Below are 20645 nucleotides of genomic sequence, written 5' to 3' on the forward strand. Positions count from 1 at the left end.
GGTCAAGTTTACCGTCGAAGCCGAGGATTTGGTGTTTATCGAAAAAGTAGTCTAAATGCAACGAGGCAGCCTATGAACGAGAGAGCGCAAAATCAGTTAAAGCAGAGTAGCCCTACATTCTTCACGCCGGTTTCAAGCAGCGCATTGCAGCGCAAGTGTGCTTGTGGCAACCATACAACGGCAGGTGGAGAGTGTCCGGAATGTTCGAAGAAAAAGATGGGGATACAACGAAAGCTCGCTATTAGCGCGAGTAACGACCCGTTGGAACAGGAAGCCGATCGGGTTGCTGATCAGGTGATGGCGGCCCCAGCCAATGCGGCTGTTAGCAATACACCACTGCGTATCCAGCGCTACATGGGACAAGGGCCAGGAGATACTGGCATTGCTCCTCCTAGCGTAGACCGCGTACTTGCTAGTTCTGGCAGACCATTGGAACCGGCACTGCGGCAAGATATGGAGCAACGCTTCGGCCATGATTTTTCTCAAGTGAGAGTGCATACAGGCAGTGCTGCGGAACTATCGGCGCGGGATGTGAATTCTCATGCTTATACAGTGGGAAATCATGTTGTATTTGGTGCAGGGCAATTTGCGCCTAATTCTAGCGCTGGGAAAAGGTTGATAGCGCATGAATTGACACACGTGGTGCAGCAGAGGGCTACATCCGACATTCATCACTTCTCTATGAATAGAAACGGCGAGCCCCGCGTTCAGAGCAGCGAATTACACATGGGGATGGACAATCACTTGGTGCAACGAGTTATGTGCGAGCCTCCCCAACCGAAAATTCCGCTCCCGGGTGACTGCAGCTGGGCAAAGTACATCGTTCTGCGGGGCTCGGTCGAGACAGCAAAAGCAGTCGTGAATACGCTCGGTGCCTGCTCCGCGGGCGACAGCTGCCTTTTTCTCGCGACCAAGATCGCTGCCGTCACCGCAGAGATTGCCGCACGCGTAGCAATCATGGAGACGTGCTTCAGGGGCGGAGACGACGGTCATTGCACGCAACTGAAAAACAAGATCAACATGATGAATCGTTGCTACCATTTCTTCTCGAACTCTAACTGTCCGCCCGAACTGATCGAAGCGATGGCAGCTGTCGTCGAGAGTGCGCGTGCGATCATTGCGGCAGCAGCTGTTGGAGTGGCTATAGCGTTGGTTGTCGCGCTTATCGCAGCGATTATAGCACTCGCGAAAGTTATCGCTGCGCTGGCCGCTGCAGCCGCAGAAGCTGCAGCGGCTGCTGCAGTAATAGCGCTGCTCGTTCTGATCAAGGAAGAGCTCTCACCTGAAGGCTCGACAGGTGCGTAATAATCATGCAAGTTAGGTATGACATGAATCTCAGGGCACTATTCTTTAATGCATTCGCATTGCGCCCCCGGCCCCCAGCTAATCAGATCATACGGTCGGGAGTGAGTCATTATGAGAGTGATCACTTGCGCGAACTCCTTGCGACAAAGACCTCAACGGAGCTCACGGATTATGAGCTGCGAACCATTGTCGAAAGCAACCTCTGGATGCTCACGCCGGAAGCCTTCCTCTACTTCCTGCCGGCATTCCTGCGCGCCTCCCTGGAGTCATATGCCTCTCTCAGTGTTTTTGCCTCTGAGCTTATAGGTGAACTTACCAAACCCTCCCGCACGGACGTCATAGAGGCGCTCGATCGGGCTGCACAGATCCCGACCGGTCTCGGTTTGCCGGACGACATGATCGAGCTTCTCCGTAAGCAGCAACTGGAATGGTTCGATTCCGGTGCTCCAGCGGCCATTTTCCACGAGCGCTTCGACAACCTAACCCACGCCGAAGGTGCCGCAATTCTCGCTTTCTTTGTCGCATTCAAGCAAGCTCACGGCGCTGACTTTCCGTTAGGGGAACTGGACACAGCAATTGACAGGTACTGGTCGCGCTATCGCAGCTTCGCTTTACTTTCCGATCAACTGCAAAACAAAAACAATCATGAATAATAGCCAGCGTAGAATGAAATTATAAAGTGTAGCAGGTGGTGAAACGATGGAAATGTGATGGTTTTATACGAATAAAACGATGTTACTGGAAAAGGTATGGATAAAATGATTGGTGAGACGATTGCTAAATATTACGAGTTATTGGCCGTACCGACTGACTTAAGCGTCACAATGACGCCGCCCATTGATTTTAGTGTTGTGCCCTATAATCTTAGCGACGGCATCGAGGAAAATATCATCAAGTTAATAATACATATCCGCCATCACGCCGGGACTTTCCTTGCTCTTAGGACAGCCAGTGAGGGTGCTTGGTGCTTGCAGACCATTGACCTTGAAGCCAAAGACATCGGTAAACTCACCTGTTAGTCGTTGCAAATCGAATGAGATATTTAGGAGAAATAGTGATGATTGCCCAACTACAAACCGAAAATAAAGTTCTCTCAGAACGGTCGTTTATGCCTGTCTTTACTGATTTACTTCAACGGAAGTGCTCCTGTGGCACTCATACGCCAGCAGGCGGGGAGTGCGAGGAATGCAAGAAAAAACAAGCTTTGCAACGCAAGGCTAATGACCAAAGCGAAGTTTCTGAAGTCCCACTCATCGTGCACGAAGTGCTGCGTTCGCCCGGCCAACTGCTTGACCCAGAAACCCGCGCTTACATGGAACTGCACTTTGGTCACGACTTTAGCCAAGTGCGAGTGCATACCGATGGAAAGGCGGCCGAATCGGCGCGGGCGGTGAATGCGCTCGCTTATACTATCGGACAGAATATTGTCTTCGGACAAGGGCAGTATTCACCACAAACCAACAGCGGACGACGATTGATGGCGCACGAGTTGACCCATACAGTGCAGCAGTCGCGCGGCGGTGTTTCAACTCTGTCTGGTTCGATGCGTGTGAGCAGACCGGGCAACGCTAATGAACGTGAAGCCGAAACTGTGACAGAAAAAGTGGTTGCAGCCGGTAGCAATGAAATAAGCGTACCCAATATCCATTCTGCTACTTCAGCAATCCAGCGAATTGGCGACCCGACTAAAGTTCCGCCGGGGGTGGAACTGGAGTGTGAAATAGCCAGTGACTCACCGCTTGCGCCGGCTGAACAACTGCTGTTCGGCAATAATAGTTCTACTCTCTCCACTTTGCAGCAGGCACAAATAGATAATTTCGTGTTGAACTGGCAAGCCGCTGGTGGCAACGCGCCCGTGCGAGTGGACGGATATGCCAGCACTCCCGGAACGGACGAGTTGAATTGGCGGTTGTCGTGTAATCGCGCCGAAGAAGTAGTCAATGAGCTCACTACTCCTTCCTCTGTGATCCCTGGAATTCCGGTTGATGTCATTCGCACGGTCGCTCAGGGTGAGACTACCGAGTTCGGTGCGGAGGCCAATAATCGGAGAGCCACAATTTCTTCGCCCATTACACTGCCTCCAACACCCCCAGCGCCACCGACTCCTGCTCCTTGCACTTTACCACAAAGCTTAGGTAGTGCCCGTGGGTGTGGATCTGGCAATGATTTCGCGCACTTTGACTTTCCCAGCATTTCAGCGGCATCGGAAGCTAAACTAGCCACCTGGGCTGCTGTCCATAATTCCTCACATCTTCCGTTCCGTTCCCTTGTCTCAGACGGTGATTGCATGCTAGAGATGGTTGGCGTGCTGACCAGTCTCGCCGGAGGTGCTGGCTACGCTGCATATTCTCGGTTCGCAGCCGGTACAGGAGGTACCGAGACCCACGGTCCAGCGAGTGCGCTAGGGTCGATGGCTCTAGGTTGTGGTTCATTTCTGGCTACTATCATTCGAGTCAAAGCCGAAATCGAGGCACAGCTAGCCGCCCAGTCAGCGAGTGGTGTACTAAATCCGTGCGCTTTGTCAGTAACACCGCCAGAGACACACTTCGAGTTTTCTGACGGAAGGGCTCTCAAAGCGGTTATAGGCGGCACTCAGGGCGAAGAACTATTTGTGACCGGCTTCACAGGTAGCATTCCTGAGCGTAGTTATTCAATTGATCTACGCTTCATAATTTGCGATGACTTTGGTGTTGACGAATCCGATCTATATTTTGCTGGCCTCTTTGCTTTCTGGGTCCTTCAACATGAGCGTAGTGCAACTCGGTATGTCCCATTTATCAATCAACTGGATCTTCCAGTGACAATGAGGGGAACATTTTGAGTCAGATTAATTGGTTGTTGTCGGGTATATTAAGTTTGATTGTGTTCCAGCATAACCTGGACACTATGAGGTGCCAGCTTGAGGAGCTTTCTACAAGGGACGATATGAGCAATCGATCTAAAGCCTTTCAGCTCGTGTAGGGCGGATTAACGTAGCGTAATCCGCCGAATGAAATTACAAAGGCTGCATAGGATGGTAAAGCGTAGCAAAACCTATCAAAGGACTGAACAATTTGCAGGCTCTAAACCGAAGAAAGTGTTATAGGTAAGGATAAAGTAAGCGTTGCATTGTTGGTTTATCGGCATACAACAATTGAAAGGAGATAGCGATGAGCGTACAGTTTTTTGGAGAAGACATACTCTTTCTGCAACGTTTTCTGCAAGGCGCTGGATTTTATACTTCGAAGCTTGACGGTATTTATGGCGAAAAGACCGATGCCGCGTTAAACGCTTTCGAGGAGCGAACTCAGGAAATCTCCGATACCTTCGGTCAATTCGATGCGCGTAGCGAAAGAAACATAGCGAGTCTTAACCCAAAAGCACAAGAGGTTGCACGGAAATTTCTAAAGAAGGTCCGGGATGCGGGTATTGATGCCCGAATTATTTCGGGTACTCGCACTTATGTCGAACAAGATGCGTTATTCAGAAAAGGACGATTCGGTAATCCACCACCCATTGTCACTAAGGCAAAAGGTGGGCGAAGCAACCATAATTTTGGCATTGCCTGGGATATCGGCATATTCAATGGCGGAGCATATCTTGAAGAATCGCCGTTGTATGATAAAGCTGCTGAAGTTGGTTTAGCACCTGAATTGGAATGGGGCGGACACTGGGAAAGTTTTAAGGATAAACCCCATTATCAATTGGCAACTGGCCTTGTCATAGCCAGCGTACGCGATAGGTTTGAAGTGGGGCAGGCGATTGTTTAGTTTTTTATAGTCAGTTCCAGCTAACGCAGCCCAAAGGGGCAAGTTAATAGAAACATCCGTTGCATGAGAATCACCAAAGCATTAAGAATCGAATAGAAATCAAAAAGGTAGCTTTAATTGATTGGAAAAGATATTAAGCATGGAGGTTAGTGAAATGAACGGAAATACAAAAACATACACCTATCGTAGCGGCCAGAAAGTAGAACTGGATGTAAGCCCTGATCAAATCATTGTTCGGGCACGACCTGATGAGCTGACTGATTCCGCAATGATTAATACAGAGCAAGTTATTAATGCAGAGCAAGTTTCACCCGCTTCAACGCGCATCACTACCCATGCTGCTGATTTAGAGTCAGTCATGGAGCAGGGCAGAGAGATCGCACCGACACATCATGCCTATTTCGATTCAGAAACAGGCGCTGAGTTTTTGATTACCGATCGGATTTTTGTAACCTTTAAAGAAGCACTTCCTGATGCAGAGGTAGATGCATTTGCCGGCCGTTACGGGTTGATCAAAAAAGAAACATACAGCGATAAAGATTATCTATTCCAACTGACCAACCATACCGGTATGAATCCAGTCAAGCTGGTGGTGCAGCTGGTGGAGCAAGATCCGCTGGTTGAGATGGCCGAACATGATTTAAACCAGCGTATGAAGGCTTATGCTGTGGCAGTGCCTCTTGATCCGTCATATAGCAAGCAGTGGCATTTGCACACTAAATTGAATGATCCGGATTTTGATACTCGTTCCAGTACCCTGTGTGAGAATGCCTGGAATCTTCTAGGCCATTATGGTAACCGGGAAGTTGTCATTGCCGTATCAGACGATGGTTGCAAACTGGATCATGGCGATTTTAATTCTGGCAATAAATTCGCCGCGTGGGGTTATATGCGCGGCGAGCGTTTGGTCAGATCGAACGATATCGATGCCAAGCCGGCCGAGATGTATAAGCAAGGTTCCAATCACGGCACTTCATGCTGTGGCGTCATTGCTGGGGAAGTGGATGCTGATTTGACAGTAGGCGCTGCACCCGGCTGCAGGCTGTTGCCTATCCAATGGGAATCTTCTGGCCCTTCGCTATTTATTAGCGATTCAAAACTGTTAACCGTCCTTAATTACATTGCTGATAAAGCGGATGTCATGTCCAATTCCTGGGGCAGCGTACCGATCAGTTTATGGGCACTGCAGGTAATCAACCGCATTAAAGAGTTGGCACAGACCGGTGGGCGCAGAGGCAAAGGTATTGTGTTTTTATGGGCGGCAGGTAATGAGAATTGCCTGATTAATCATACCGCTAATCAGGATGTGCCTTATGACGATGGCCTCGCATTCCAAGGTGGTTCTTGGGTTTGGGTAGGTGTTAGCACAACGCGAGTGTTTCGCAATAACCTGGTAGGGATTCAGGGGTTGATGCACATTGCTGCCTTAGCTAGTCCCGGTAAGCGCAGCCATTATTCCAACTACGGACCCGGGATATCGCTTTGTGCCCCCACCAGTAATGTACATGAATATCGGCGGATGACTGTTAAAGGATTGGGTGTGACCACAACAACCGGAGCTACAGGAGGAGTGACCAATGCCTTTGGCGGAACATCCAGTGCCACACCTTTAGTCGCAGGGATTGCAGCGTTGACAATTTCCGCCAATCCAGGGTTGAGCGCGCTTGAGGTGGTTAAGATACTTAAACAAACGGCATCCAAAAATTTAAACTTTGAAGGCTATCCAAAAACACCGCCGGCTACTTTTGATCCCGATACCAGTTGGGATGTTTCCCCCATTGCACCGTTTAATAAGGGTGATTTTATCAATAACGGTGATGCCGAAGGCACATGGAGTCCTTGGTTTGGCCATGGCAGAGTTGATGCTGAAGCGGCGGTTGCGGAAGCTTTGAAACAAGTAATGCCGATAGGGGAAAAGAGTTTTAAGGGCAATTCTGCTCCGAACAAGAGTATTCCTGACAATAATATGGCCGGTATCCTGGACAAAATAGTCTGTTCAGATACTTTCGCTGTTCGATCCATTAAAGTGCAGGTGGATATTAGCCATACTTATATTGGTGACTTACGGGTTAGCCTAATATCGCCAGCTGGTACTAGCATTATTTTGCATGATCGCGCGGGGGGAGGTACTCACGATTTGCATCGTGAATTTACCGCTATCACAACGCCAGGATTACTTGCCTTGTCTGGGCAGACTATCAAGGGCGATTGGGTTCTTCATGTTCAGGACTTTGCTTTAGCAGATAATGGAGGACAGTTGATGAGTTGGTCTTTGGAAATAACCGGGCAGGAGGATAACTCAGTTACGGTTGCAGAAAGCCCTGGCATTACTATTCCGGATAATTTTCCTGCTGGCGTTGAACGCACTTTAGCCGTTTCCAAGCCAGGCCAGCTCGATAGTATCAATATGGAGATAGATATTACTCATACCTATATTAGCGATTTGATTGTTGAGCTGATTGCACCGGACAATACAGCTGTGTTGTTACATAACCGCACTGGCGATTCGGCAGATAATCTCATCAAGACTTATACACTGCAAAATACTGCAGGCTTGCAAGCATTGCGAGGGCATGGGATCCAGGGCAACTGGAAACTTAAAGTATCTGATCGTGCGGGTGCAGATCAGGGAAAACTTAATCGTTGGGCTTTAAAACTGACACCTATGTGATAGGGGATTATCGATGACTACTTTTCCCGGCTCTCCCAAAGTTCTCAAAGGCGCAATAGTCGGCATCGACCCCATGAATCCGTTGGCCAGTATTGCCGTTTTTCAGTACAACCCGGATACGGTTACGCGCAGCTTACAGGTCCAGGGATCGGGCGACAGTGGAGACCGATCTGAGGCGATGCGATTGAAAGGGCCGCCGATTGAAACGATCAAGATGGATGTGGAAATTGATGCCACCGATCAAATGGAGAAAGCTGACGGTATTACTAAAGAGTTGGGTATCTATCCGCAATTGTCAGCACTTGAAATGCTGGTTTATCCGAAAAGTACCTTGGTCATTGCTAATACAGTTTTATTGGGGCTCGGCACGGTAGAAGTTTTGCCGCCTATTGGACCGTTTACGCTGCTGGTTTGGGGAGTTAAGCGGGTGGTTCCAGTGCGTTTGACTGAATTCAGCATTACTGAAGAAGCTTTTGATCAGGCACTCAACCCAATTCGAGCGAAGGTCTCCTTGGGATTGCGGGTATTGAGTTACAACGACTTAACGATTACCAATCCGGGGTACTACATTTTTCTTGCCCACCAGATAGCCAAAGAAGTCTTCGCCACCATAGGAAGTGTCGGTAATTTGGGTGCAGTCGGGGGTGGTGATGTTAAATTGTTCTAGGAGGATAAATTATGTTTATGCATACCAGCCGCTATTATTCCGTGGAAACCGTAACTTTTTCTTCTGCTGATGAGCGAGAGCATCGTTATAAACGTCGGCGGTTTCTGCCCAATCCTGCTGATATGCAAGTCCTGGCGGAAGTCACCGTCACCCAGGGGGACAGGCTGGATATGATCACAGCAAAAACTTTAGGTGATCCAGAACAGTTTTGGCGCATCTGCGATATGAATTACGCGATGAATCCATTAGATTTAACCAAGGAAATTGGCCGCAAATTGACTATCCCATTACCACAGTTTGAAGGCTAATGAATATCTTATTGGAAGAACTGAATGAATTTGTTAGGTGTGCATTTAACAATATTGATCGGTGAGACGGTGCCGAGTCCTGCGCCTAGCCAGCTTAGCGAGGCATTAAAGGATGTGGAAGTTAACCACCGGGATGATGGACCCTCCGGTTTTCAATTGCGCTATCGGGTAGGCCGGGCAGGTCTTTTCGATCTACGTGATTACGGGCTTCTTTCCAATCCATTGTTAAAACCGTTTAACCGCGTCATTATTGTTGTGCGTTTCTCGGTTGCTCCTCAAGTATTGATGGATGGCATCATTACCAACATTCAATTAACTCCAAATGAACAACCAGGGGAGGATATTCTTACCATTACTGGCGAGGATATCAGCATAATGATGGATCTTGAAGAACAAAGCCGCCCATACCCCGCTATGCCGGACTATGTCGCAGTTGGGCAGATTATCAGCAACTACATGGAATATGGCTTGGTTCCTCCCGTCCCTCCGATTAATCAAGAGGCTTTATCTCCCGTCAATCCGTTAGAGCAAATACGTCAGCAGCCTGTGAATGTGACTGACCGGGCTTATCTAAACAGTCTTGCGGAATTGTACGGATTTGTCTTTTATCTCACTCCAGGGCCTGTTCCAGGAGTCAATAAAGTGCATTGGGGGCCACCGCAGCGCTTGACCGTACCACAATGCGCCTTATCTGTGAAAATGGGGCCATTTACGAATGTTGATTCAATTAATTTTCAGTTCAATGCACTTAGTGCTCAAAGTACGCAATATACCGAGAATGGAAGATCCAGTAAGATCAGTTCTACCAGTCTTGATAGTCGAATTCCTCTTGCCCGAAATGTAGCTGGTGCAAGGCGTTCTACCACGCTTACCGGATTTAGTTCGCGTTCAGCAGCGCGAGCCCAGGGAGCGGTAGATAAGTCATTTGACAATGTTCTGACGGCAACAGGAGAACTTAACGCAATTCGTTATAACGGCATACTTAGTCCACGTGGATTAGTAGGGCTTCGTGGTGCAGGAGATACTTATGATGGGATTTATTACGTAAAAAACGTCAGTCATCGGATCAGTAAAGGTCACTACGGCCAAAGTTTTACGCTGACCCGTGAAGGGACGGGAACCATTTCACCTTTAATTCCGGTTTGTTAACTTATGGCTCAATTTTTTGGAAAATATGCAGGTATTGTCGATCAAAATATAGACCCTTATGGGAAAGGTCGACTTCTGGTTAAAGTCCCAAACGTATTTGGTGACAATACAGTTTGGGCAACTCCTTGCGTTCCTTATGCGGGGCCAAATGTCGGCTTTTTTGCGATGCCACCAAAAGGTGCCGATATTTGGGTTGAGTTTGAAGCAGGTGATCCAAACCATCCTATTTGGTCGGGATGTTACTGGAAAAATGATAATTCCGCTCCTGTTTCAGTTTCTCCGCTAGCCGATAAGAAAAAAGTCATAAAAACCGATAATTGCACACTAACTTTGGACGATACATTAGGAAATGGCGGTGTCATCATTGAGTATGGGAACTTGAAAATAGAGATCAAGCAACTAGGTATTGAGATTACTAATGGCTTAGGCGCTACCATTAAATTGTCTAAAAATACTGTATCCATTAATGGTACAGCGCTGGAGGTCATGTGATGCCAGGCTATTTGATACATGTTGGGGGGATTATAAATTGCTTTCACCAAACTGGGATTGTGACGCCCACCTTAGTAAACCCTCCGAGGGTAAAAGTGAACGGTTCCCAGCAAGTACTGACAACAGCAGAATTGCTGGTAGTGGCAGGATGTTTATTCAATGTGTCGGGCGGCCCTCATCCTTGCGTTAAAGTGCGTGTTGATGCGGCGACCCGCGTTAAAATTAATGGACAACCTGCAGCTATTTTAACGCCTGCAGCGCTTTGTTTAGCCGCCGATCAAGCACCTCAGGGAATACCGAATTCTGCTTCAAACCAGAAACGAGTGATTGCGACTTAAGGAGCAAACATCATGGCGATCAACATTGATTTTCCCTTTCATTTTGACAATTATGGTCATACGGCTAACACCAGTGACGACGACCATATCCGTGACATGATCGAACAGTTTCTTTTCACCAACGCCGGCGAGCGTGTAAACCGTCCGGATTTTGGTAGTGGGTTGCTGCAACTGGTTTTTGCGCCCAACAGCCCGGAGCTGGCAGCAGCAGTGCAGTTCACAGTACAGGCAGGCTTACAACGCTGGCTTGGTGATGTGATTACAGTGGAGGCAGTCGAAGTCACCAGCGAAGAGGCGACTTTGCATGTGACTGTCAAGTATCAGGTACTCCGATCACAGGAGGCTCGTGTTGCCACTTTTAGCCGGAGCGCATCATGAATACTTTGATTTGTAGAAAGGAACAACGAAGGGAGGCTGTTCGCCAGCAAACAGAGCTCTATGGTCTGGATTATGTGGAAGTTGGGCCAGGCCGGCGTACCTTGACGGTTTACTTTTTAGGCAAAGCGCCTGCTTCGTTGGATGAATCCAACGTCATCATCGAAGGCGGTCGACGAATTCAAGATATTCGAGTAATCGAGGTCACGGTCAATCATAGTGAAATGATAGGGTTGGACGATACCATGGAAGTCGTGACAGATAGGGAAGGCGATTTTTCAACTTATGCATTGCGTGTGGTTGCTCAGGATGAGGACGGCCGGTCATTATTTGATCCTCGCTACGATCGTGTCGAATTCAGCTTCAGGGCGGATTGCCCCAGTGATCTTGATTGCAAGCAGGAAGTAGTGTGTCCCCCCGAGCAACGAGAAGAACCGGTTATTAATTACCTTGCCAAGGATTACGCCAGTTTCCGCCAGCTAATTCTAGATCGACTGGCGTTGGTGATACCAGATTGGCGTGAACGCCATGTGCCGGATCTGGGAATTGCACTGGTTGAACTATTTGCTTACGTGGGCGATCACCTGAGCTATTATCAGGATGCGGTAGCGACGGAGGCCTATCTTGATACCGCTCGGCAGCGCATTTCAGTGCGCCGCCATGCATGGTTGGTGGATTATGTGTTGCATGAGGGCTGTAATGCTCGGACCTGGGTATGTGTGGAAACGGACAGTAACCTTGCGCTCAATGATGATCCGAACAATCCGGATGACGTTTATTTCATCACAACCCAGGAAAATATCGCTACCGTGGTAAAAGAAGATGAGTTGGCGCGCCAGCCTGCTGGTAGCTACGAAGTCTTTGAGCCGATGATGAAAGGGGCAATAAAGCTCTACAAGGATCAGCATGAGATTCATTTCTACACTTGGGGCGATGAGGAATGTTGCTTACTGCGTGGTACAACAACGGCGACGCTGATTGGTAAGTGGATTGAACCAGAGCAATCGAGGGAGCCAATCCCGTGCGATCCAATTCACGAAATACATTCTAAGCTGTCTCCTTCCTCGCAAACAAGCTCGATTGCAAAAGAACTTCACCTCAAACCCGGCGATGTGTTGATTTTTGAAGAAATGATGGGTCCGAAGACAGGTAATCCGGCCGATGCTAATCCTCAACATCGTCATCCTGTACAGATAGTCAAGATCAGGCATGTCAATGATCCACTTTATCCTGAACGCAAACTAACCGAGATTACCTGGGCCGAAGAAGATGCTTTGCCATTTCCACTGTGTCTCTCAGCGATGGGACCGCCGCCGGAGTGCAAGCTTATCGAAAATATTAGTGTGGCGCGTGGCAATCTCATCCTGGTGGATCATGGTCGGCGCGAAGAAGAAGATTTAGATCCCGTCCTTCCCAAGGAAACGATTGAAGCTTGTGACTGCGCTGGTCACTTCATCGATACGGTAACGATACCGCAACGCTATCGCCCTTATCTAAAAAAATCACCGTTGACTTTAAGCGAGCCGCTGGCGACCAATATTCCTGCATCACGGATGCTTACTCAAAATGTGCGCCATGCTTTGCCACAGGTGAAGCTGAACACTCAAACCAATGAATGGTTTGCTCAGCAAGATTTGCTGAGCAGTAATGGCTCAGATCCACATTTTGTGGTAGAAATGGAAAATGACCAGCGTGCGCGCTTGCGCTTTGGCGATGATGAGTTAGGGCAACAGCCGGAAGCAGGTACAGTTTTTCATACATCTTATCGTGTTGGCAATGGGCAGGCTGGCAATGTTGGCGCAGATTCGATCACTCATTTGGTGACACGAAAGCTGATGTTGAGTGGCGGCATTCGCTCGGTACGCAATCCTTTAGCTGCCATCGGGGGAACAGCACCCGAATCACTGGCTGAAGCCAAGCTTTTTGCGCCCTATGCATTCAAGCAGCGGCAAGAGCGTGCGATTACAGCAGAAGATTATACGGCGATTGTTATGCGCGAGTTTGGCAGCCGGGTGCAACGTGCTGCGACCACGCTGCATTGGAATGGCAGTTGGTTTGAAGTGCTGGTGGCGGTAGATCCCTTCGGTGCGGAGCAAGCTGAACCAGAACTACTCGATGAGATCGAAGCGAGGCTGCATCGTTACCGCCGGATTAGTCATGGTTTATCAGTGGAAGCTGCCCACCGTGTGCCGCTGGACATTGAGCTGATTGTATGTGTCTTGCCTAATTACCTGCGTGGTCACGTCAAGGCAGAGTTGCTGGAAGTCTTCAGCAACCGCCAGTCGAGCGATGACAGACTGGGTTTGTTTCACGTCGACCGGTTAACCTTCGGCGATGATATTTACTTGAGTACCTTAGTGGCTGAAGCACAGAGAATCCAAGGGGTGGAAAGCATCAAGATTGTCAAAATGCAACGCCTATATGAACCCGCTAACAGTGAGATTGAAAATGGTGTGTTGCCGCTCGGCCCGCTGGAAATTGCGCGGCTGGACAATGATCCCAGTTTCCCGGAGAACGGCCGGATCCGGTTTGATATGAGGGGTGGACGATGAATACTGATTGCTGTTGTAAACCGTTGCACAACTCAACCGCCTGCGGCTGCTGCGAAGGCACAGAACTGCTGACTCCGCTAGCGATACTCAACCGGCCAGGCTTGCTTGCGTTGTCTTATCGTATGGGTACGCATGCAACTTTCCTGGAAAGCATGAAGGCGCGGTTATCCAATCTGTGTCTGGGCAGTGAGGTCGATTGTAAAGAAAGCAAGGGAAATTATCCGCTAAGGAAACTGACTTCCCGTGAGGCTGATGATTTCACCATTGCCATGCTCGACGCCTGGGCTACAGTCGGTGACGTCCTGACTTTTTATCAGGAACGCATTGCCAATGAAGGGTATCTGCGCACAGCAATTGAGCGCCGATCGGTATTGGAAATGGCGCGACTGGTGGGCTACAAACCCAGACCCGGTGTCGCGTCCAGCGTGTATTTAGCTTATACCATCGATCCCAACCATAAAGAGGAAACCATCATTCCAGCAGGAAGCCGCTCGCAAAGCATACCGGGACCGGGCGAATTGCCGCAGTCGTTTGAAACCAGCGAGGATTTGAAGGCGCGGGCGATATGGAATGATCTGCGTCCGCGTATGAAGCAACCCCAAACGGAGGAGAGTATCCGTAATGGCAATGGCACTCATGCACATATTTATTTAAAAGGTATTTCGACAAATCTCAAACCAAATGATCTGCTGCTGATCGACTTCTCAGGTAACAACCAAGCGAAATCGCTCAATGTATTCCATGTAAAAGAAGTAGAGCCGGATGTGGCTGCGGATCGCACATTGATAATCTTTCAAGAAGCAACAAAAAAAGAAGAGGTGAACGAGGTTTTACTCTCAACAGGCAGGCCGGAAATTGGCTTCATTGGCGCGCTAACTCTCCCCCCTTCAGTTCAGCCTGCAGATTCTCTGAAACTTGAGCGTGATCTCAATAGGCAGTTTTTAGGGAATACGCTAGAGCAAGATATGTCCAAATCTTTGGCAAGTACCACGCCAAATGTTCATGCTTCAGCTATGCTTCGTAAGTCATTGTCAGTTGGTGAAGCCAGTCACATGGCATTGAAAGCTTTTGTGCCAGTATTGCGTGATACGCTGACAACTGCGACGGAAAATGCGGAAGTTACCGAGAAGAATTCCATTAAGGTTTATGCACTGAGATTGAAAGCGTCATTATTTGGACATAATGCGCCGAAACGGATGCAAGTGGATGATGGTGAAATCACTGTTATTGGAGATTGGCCCATCATTGAAGTTGAAGAGCCACCAATCATCAACAATGAAAGGGTGGCCTCGGCTGGTAAGCGTATTGAGCATGAAGAAGAAAATGCAATTTACCTTGATGCACGTTATGACTCGATTCTTCCCGATAGTTGGATTGTTGTGGAAAAACCGGACACGCGCCTGACTAACTCGGAACCGCTAATCATTCAGGTGAATGATATTAACTCGGCACAATCGCGGGCGAAATATAACTTGGCTGGCCCAACCACTTGGATCCAGCTTAATGAGAAATGGATAAATTTAAAAAATCAAGATCCTAGCCAACCAGCACACAATGATTTTGAGGCATTGCGCAGAACAGCCGTTTATGCCCAAAGTGAGGAGCTCGAACTTGCTGAAGAACCGATCGAAACTCCAGTATGCGGAGGTAACGATCAACTTATTGAATTAGATGGTTTATATGATGGTCTGGAATCCGGTCGTTGGGTGATTGTCTCGGGCGAACGTGAAATCGAGGGAACGAGTGCTGTTCGGTTTAATGAACTATCAATGCTATCTAGTGTTTCCCACGATCTGATTCAAGTTGGGAAAGAGGTTCTTCCCGGTGATAAGATCCATACTTTTATCAAGCTTGCCAATAAACTTGCCTACTGCTTCAAACGTGACACTGTAAGAATCTATGGCAATGTGGTAAAAGCCACGCACGGCGAAACCCGCACTGAAACACTTGGCAGCGGAGATGGCGGCAAGTCTTTGCAGCAGTTCAACTTGAAACAACCGCCTTTGACTTTCGTGCCTGCACCCAATCCATCAGGTGTGGATAGCACGTTGAAAGTCTATGTCAACGATGTGCAATGGTACGAGTCGGAGATGTTAGTAGGACTCATTAAGGGGGATCGGCGTTTTGTGACGCGGACTGACGATGAAGGTAAAACTGCTGTCATCTTCGGTAATGGCAAAGAAGGTGCGCGGCTTCCCACCGGAATTGAGAATGTCAGGGCTGTCTATCGCAATGGGATCGGTAAGGGCGGTAACGTCAAGGCAGAGCAAATTAGCCTGCTTACCACTCGGCCGCTCGGTGTTAAGGAGGTGATCAATCCGCTGCCTGCATCGGGTGGTGCCGATAAAGAAACACGGGATCAGGCACGTAAGAATGCGCCGCTAGCTGTAATGGCGCTGGATCGGTTGGTTTCTGTACGAGATTATGAAGATTTTACGCGCGTCTTTGCTGGTATTAGCAAAGCCCGGGCAGTGGAAATTTCCGATGGTCGCCGACAGATCGTACATCTAACGATTGCTGGGATTGACGATATTCCTATTGAAACCCACTCGGATCTTTACCGCAATCTCACTGAGGCTCTACGGCGTTTCGGTGATCCTTATCAACCATTTCGCATTGAGCTGCGAGAATTGATGCTTCTTGTTCTCAGCGCCAAAGTCCGTATCCAATCTGATTATCTATGGGAAAAGGTGGAACCGAAGATACGTGCCACCTTGCTGGATGTTTTCAGCTTCGAACGACGAGAACTGGGCCAGGATGCCTTGCTCAGCGAGGCTATTGCTGCCATGCAAAGTGTTCGAGGGGTGATGTACGTGGATGTTGACAGCTTCGGTGGTATTCCGGAAAAGAAAGTGGAAAGCGGCGTGCGACAATTGCTTACGCCTGCTGAGATTGCTAATGAAGTGAAAGAAATTGTGAAGCAAGGACCGCAGCATCGGATTAGTGTAAACCTGGCTGGCTACGAAAAACAGGTGCTACATCCTGCGCAATTGGCCTACTTCACCCCCCTTGTCCCCGCAACGCTTATCCTGAATGAGGTGCCACGATGAACAACGATCGGCTGTATGAGCTTTTACCGACGATTTATCGCATACGTGATGCTGAGCAAGGTGAGCCGCTCAGGGCGGTGCTGCAGGTAATCAGTGAGCAGGTTAATCTGGTTGAGAAAGATATTGCCCAGCTTTATGAGAATTGGTTCATTGAGACTTGTGAGGATTGGGTTGTGCCGTATATCGGTGAGCTAATAGGTTATCAGCCCGTTCACGAAGCGGGGGAACCGGGTGATATACGAACAGAGCAGGGAAGAGCGCGCAACAAGATATTGATTCCACGCCGAGAAGTTGCCAACACTATTCGTTATCGCAGGCGTAAGGGCACGCTAGCTTTGCTGGAACTGCTGGCAAACGATATCGCCGGATGGCCCGCGCGCGCAGTGGAGTATTACAAATTGCTTGGCTGGACTCAGGCGCTCAATCATTTACATTTGGAGCGCGGGCGTACGGTTGATTTACGCAATAATCATCAATTGGAGTTGCTGGATAGTCCTTTTGATCAATTGGCGCACACCGTGGATGTGCGGCGAATTAATTCACAGCAGAGGGTAGGTCGTCACAACATTCCGAGCATCGGGGTATTTGTCTGGCGGCTTAAATCTTATCCGGTTACGCAAGCACAGGCTTATTGTGTGGAGGATGAAGGCCACCATTGCTATACCTTTAGTGCATTAGGCAATGATGCACCGCTTTTTGTAAAACCGGAGCCTGAAATAGATCCAACTCACATTGCCGATGAATTCAATCTACCGGTGCCGATGCGCCGAAGTGTGCTGGCGGAGCATACAGGTCATCTCTATGGAGAAAATAATAGCTTTTATATCTGGATCGGGGTTAAGCGTGGCAGATCGGATGATGCAGAACTTAAACCCCTGCCTTACAAAGTTATTCCCGCAGATTTAAGCGGATGGCAGTATCTTCCGCACCGCGACACGGTAGCAATAGATCCTGTATTAGGGCGGATTGCTTTCTCACCTCAACAGGCACCAAAGAATGGCGTGTGGGTGAGTTACCGTCATGGTTTTAGCGCGGATATGGGAGGTGGTGAATATGATCGTCAGCTGCCCCAATCTGCTAGTGCTAAAGTTTTTCATGTTAATCAACAGAATGGTCCGATTAAAACCATCTCTGACGCCATCAAGCAATGGGAAGCAATGAAACCTGCGCATGCGATTATCGAGATCGATGACAGTCGAGTGTATGTCGAGCCAATTCAAATTGAGTTTGCTGACGGTCATAAAAGCCTCCAGCTCCGTGCGGCAAATGGAAAACGCCCAGTGATTCGATTGCTGGATTGGCAGCACAACCAGCCAGATGCTTTGGTCATTGCAGGCAATGCAGGCGAATGTTTTACGCTGGATGGCGTAATGGTGACAGGTCGGGGTATTCAGCTGAACGGTGAGTTGAAACAAGTGACAATCCGGCATTCAACATTGGTGCCAGGTTGGAGTCTGGATTGTGATTGCCAACCACAGTGCCCTGTTGAGTCCTCTCTTGAAATTTTCAGTCGGCGCGTTTGTGTTGTCATTGAGCATAGTATTCTCGGTTCGATTCAGATCAGTCCGACTTTGCCAGAATCGAATGAAGAACTGGCGTCATACACCGACCTGTCAGAAGGTGGGGAGGAGCAAATCCACGCTGTGGAGAGCGAAGTTCAGCGAGCAGAGTGTGAAGGTGAAGATGCGGAAAGAGAAATCCGGCTTGATCCAATTCGTTTATGTATCAGCGACAGTATTGTCGATGCTACTGATCCTGAGCAAGAAGCAATCGGCGGCTCGGGTTGCCCTGTTGGCTATGCGATTTTGACTATGGTGCGCAGTACAGTGTTTGGTCGGGTACAGGTGCATACCATTGAGTTAGGTGAAAACAGCATTTTTGAGGGGCGCATCACGGTCGCACGACGGCAATATGGTTGCATGCGGTTTAGTTATATTACGGCGGGTTCACGTACACCATCGCGTTACATGTGCCAGCCCGATCTGGCGGAGAGCGCGATTGAGCAGAGTCTCCGTAAGCAAGCAGAGAGAAATGGTTCTCAGCCACCCCCTACCAGCGAAATCGAGGCAGCAAAATCTTGTGAGCGAATTCGCGTTAAGCCGCAATTCAATAGCATACGTTACGGTACACCGGCCTACTGTCAGTTAGCGCTGAAATGCGCGCATGAGATTAAACGAGGCGCGGATGATGAATCAGAAATGGGTGTTTTCCATGATCTGTTTCATGCGCAACGTGAGGCGAATTTGCGCACCCGTCTCGATGAGTATATTCCGGCAGGATCCGATGCAAGCATTATTTTTGCCAGTTAAATCAGAGCTAGGAGAATAACGATGAAAGGTGATTTTTCAAGGGATACATTTGATCCGTCTAAGCATTTTAGTCGTGTATTACAACAGCAAGGTCGTGTGTTACTGGATGCCGATACAAATGAGCAAACTGCTATTTTGCTGCACTATCTGCGTACACTTGTTACCGATCTGATTGGGCCATATGCCGGGCCAGAAGGTGATGATCTTGGATTTGGAATTTCACAAGGCTCTGACTCTGATAATAAGAATTTCAGCATCGGTAAAGGTCGTTACTATGTAAAGGGAATCTTGTGCGAAAACGATGCAGATATCACTTACCAAAACCAAGAAGATTATCCAAATCCTCCCGATCTAGATCCGGAGAGAACTTATCTAATTTATCTTGACGTCTGGGAGCGCCATATTACCGCATTGGAAGATGATTATATTCGTGAAAAGGCGCTTGGTGGACCGGACACTGCAAGCCGTACAAAGGTAATTTGGCAGGTTAAGATAGATGATGGAAAAGAAAACGAGACCTCATCAAATGAGGTCAATATTCCAGACCGATGCTCGGAGCTAATGAAGCATGAGGCATGGGATAAGTGGGTAAACCGTTGGCAGCCTACGAAGCGAGGATTATTGAAGGCGCGCATTAAGCGTCCAGAAGGCTCAACTGATCCCTGCCTGACTGCTCCGGATGCGAAATATCGAGGCCAGGAGAATCAGCTTTATCGAATTGAAATTCATAAAGGTGGTACTGTAGGTAAAGGCCCAACATTCAAATGGTCTAGAGACAATGGCTCGGTAGCCTGCAAAGTGCTGAAGCAATTATCCGCCACTGAATGGATGGTAGAGAAAGTGATAGGTTTCGAATCCGGAATCTGGATAGAGCTTAGCAATGATGAACAGGAGCTGCGAGGAGAACCTGGCACCTTGGTTAAGCTGACCAAAGTGGAAGGTGACCGCTTCACGCTCGAATTAGCAGTTAACAGACCTGATAATATTTCGGCTACTGAGAAATGGCCAACCAAGGCACGGCGGTGGGATCAGCACGAAATCAAGAATCCCAAACATCGAAACGAAATCGATAAACTTGATGGTGAGATACCTGTGACGGAAGGCCAAGATGATAAAGGATGGATAGAGATCGAAAATGGGATCGAGATTCAATTTATGAAAGATACGAAAGATACGGAAGACGAACATTTCTATCGAAGCGGAGATTACTGGCTCATTCCCGCACGAGTTGCTACGGGTGACATCGAATGGCCTGTAAAAATAGATGAGCAGGGAAAGCCAGAGCTAGAGCTAGAAACAGACAATAAAATCCCTCTTCCGCAAGAGCCTCTTGGCATTCAACATTATTATGCACCGCTGGCAATTTTGCGTCCGGGCAACAACGATGTGGTGGAACCTTGTCGATGCGAATTTAGACCACTTAATAGTTGTAATCAGCTGTAAGCTGCTCAGCTCTGGAGACATATGGAGGAGAGAAAGTTAAAGCCAGTAGTGCTAAAAGGAAACTAATAGTCATGAACAGGATATTTTTATCCAGAGTTGTTTCGTTTTTATTTCGTTTATTTCTGAGAAGGATGTCTTATTGCAATTACAGATAGAAACAGTAATAATATAAGCCTTTACCTTTGGTAGAGGTCATCATGGCACGGAAGGCAAGTGGAACGGAGCAACTTGAGGTAG

At 48.4% G+C, this 20645-nt stretch carries 16 protein-coding genes; all 16 read left to right on the top strand.

Annotated features, from left to right (window positions below):
• Positions 1-72: 72 nt before the first annotated feature.
• The 16 genes from BM021_RS10135 (at position 73) to BM021_RS10210 (ending at position 20408) form a co-directional block, all read left to right on the top strand.
• On the top strand, positions 73-1305 hold the full coding sequence (locus BM021_RS10135) for an eCIS core domain-containing protein (RefSeq protein WP_090720922.1): 1233 nt from the start codon (positions 73-75) through the stop codon (positions 1303-1305).
• Between the two features lie 125 nt (positions 1306-1430).
• On the top strand, positions 1431-1958 hold the full coding sequence (locus tag BM021_RS10140; protein WP_218147847.1) for a hypothetical protein: 528 nt from the start codon (positions 1431-1433) through the stop codon (positions 1956-1958).
• 96 nt (positions 1959-2054) lie between these two features.
• Entirely contained in the window at positions 2055-2324 is a 270-nt protein-coding gene (locus BM021_RS10145) for a hypothetical protein (protein ID WP_090720924.1), read from the top strand.
• 38 nt (positions 2325-2362) lie between these two features.
• Entirely contained in the window at positions 2363-4126 is a 1764-nt protein-coding gene (locus tag BM021_RS15555; protein WP_218147848.1) for an eCIS core domain-containing protein, read from the top strand.
• Positions 4127-4454: 328 nt separating this feature from the next.
• Complete coding sequence (locus BM021_RS10155; RefSeq protein ID WP_090720925.1) at positions 4455-5054, top strand: M15 family metallopeptidase; 600 nt, start codon at positions 4455-4457, stop codon at positions 5052-5054.
• A gap of 154 nt (positions 5055-5208) precedes the next feature.
• Positions 5209-7725: a proprotein convertase P-domain-containing protein gene (locus tag BM021_RS10160; RefSeq protein ID WP_090720926.1), complete on the top strand. Its 2517-nt coding sequence runs from the start codon at positions 5209-5211 to the stop codon at positions 7723-7725.
• Positions 7726-7738: 13 nt separating this feature from the next.
• Positions 7739-8392, top strand: coding sequence for a hypothetical protein (locus BM021_RS10165; protein ID WP_090720927.1), 654 nt, complete (start codon positions 7739-7741; stop codon positions 8390-8392).
• 11 nt (positions 8393-8403) lie between these two features.
• Positions 8404-8700, top strand: coding sequence for a LysM peptidoglycan-binding domain-containing protein (locus tag BM021_RS10170; RefSeq protein ID WP_090720928.1), 297 nt, complete (start codon positions 8404-8406; stop codon positions 8698-8700).
• 24 nt (positions 8701-8724) lie between these two features.
• Entirely contained in the window at positions 8725-9849 is a 1125-nt protein-coding gene (locus BM021_RS10175; protein WP_090720929.1) for a hypothetical protein, read from the top strand.
• Positions 9850-9852: 3 nt separating this feature from the next.
• A complete protein-coding gene (locus BM021_RS10180; RefSeq protein ID WP_090720930.1) occupies positions 9853-10341 on the top strand; it encodes a phage baseplate assembly protein V in 489 nt (162 codons plus the stop codon).
• 95 nt (positions 10342-10436) lie between these two features.
• A complete protein-coding gene (locus tag BM021_RS15560; protein WP_177186357.1) occupies positions 10437-10679 on the top strand; it encodes a hypothetical protein in 243 nt (80 codons plus the stop codon).
• Between the two features lie 12 nt (positions 10680-10691).
• Positions 10692-11057 (top strand): GPW/gp25 family protein, encoded by a 366-nt coding sequence (locus tag BM021_RS10190; protein ID WP_218147849.1) that lies wholly within the window; start codon positions 10692-10694, stop codon positions 11055-11057.
• Positions 11054-13606 (top strand): putative baseplate assembly protein, encoded by a 2553-nt coding sequence (locus BM021_RS10195; RefSeq protein WP_090720931.1) that lies wholly within the window; start codon positions 11054-11056, stop codon positions 13604-13606. Before BM021_RS10190 ends, BM021_RS10195 begins: the two co-directional genes overlap by 4 nt.
• Entirely contained in the window at positions 13603-16656 is a 3054-nt protein-coding gene (locus BM021_RS10200) for a putative baseplate assembly protein (protein WP_090720932.1), read from the top strand. The genes BM021_RS10195 and BM021_RS10200 overlap by 4 nt, the downstream gene beginning before the upstream one ends.
• A complete protein-coding gene (locus BM021_RS10205) occupies positions 16653-18965 on the top strand; it encodes a hypothetical protein (RefSeq protein ID WP_090720933.1) in 2313 nt (770 codons plus the stop codon). Before BM021_RS10200 ends, BM021_RS10205 begins: the two co-directional genes overlap by 4 nt.
• A gap of 21 nt (positions 18966-18986) precedes the next feature.
• Complete coding sequence (locus tag BM021_RS10210) at positions 18987-20408, top strand: DUF6519 domain-containing protein (protein WP_090720934.1); 1422 nt, start codon at positions 18987-18989, stop codon at positions 20406-20408.
• Positions 20409-20645: the final 237 nt, after the last annotated feature.

This window comes from Nitrosomonas sp. Nm166, assembly GCF_900112825.1.
GTDB lineage: Bacteria > Pseudomonadota > Gammaproteobacteria > Burkholderiales > Nitrosomonadaceae > Nitrosomonas.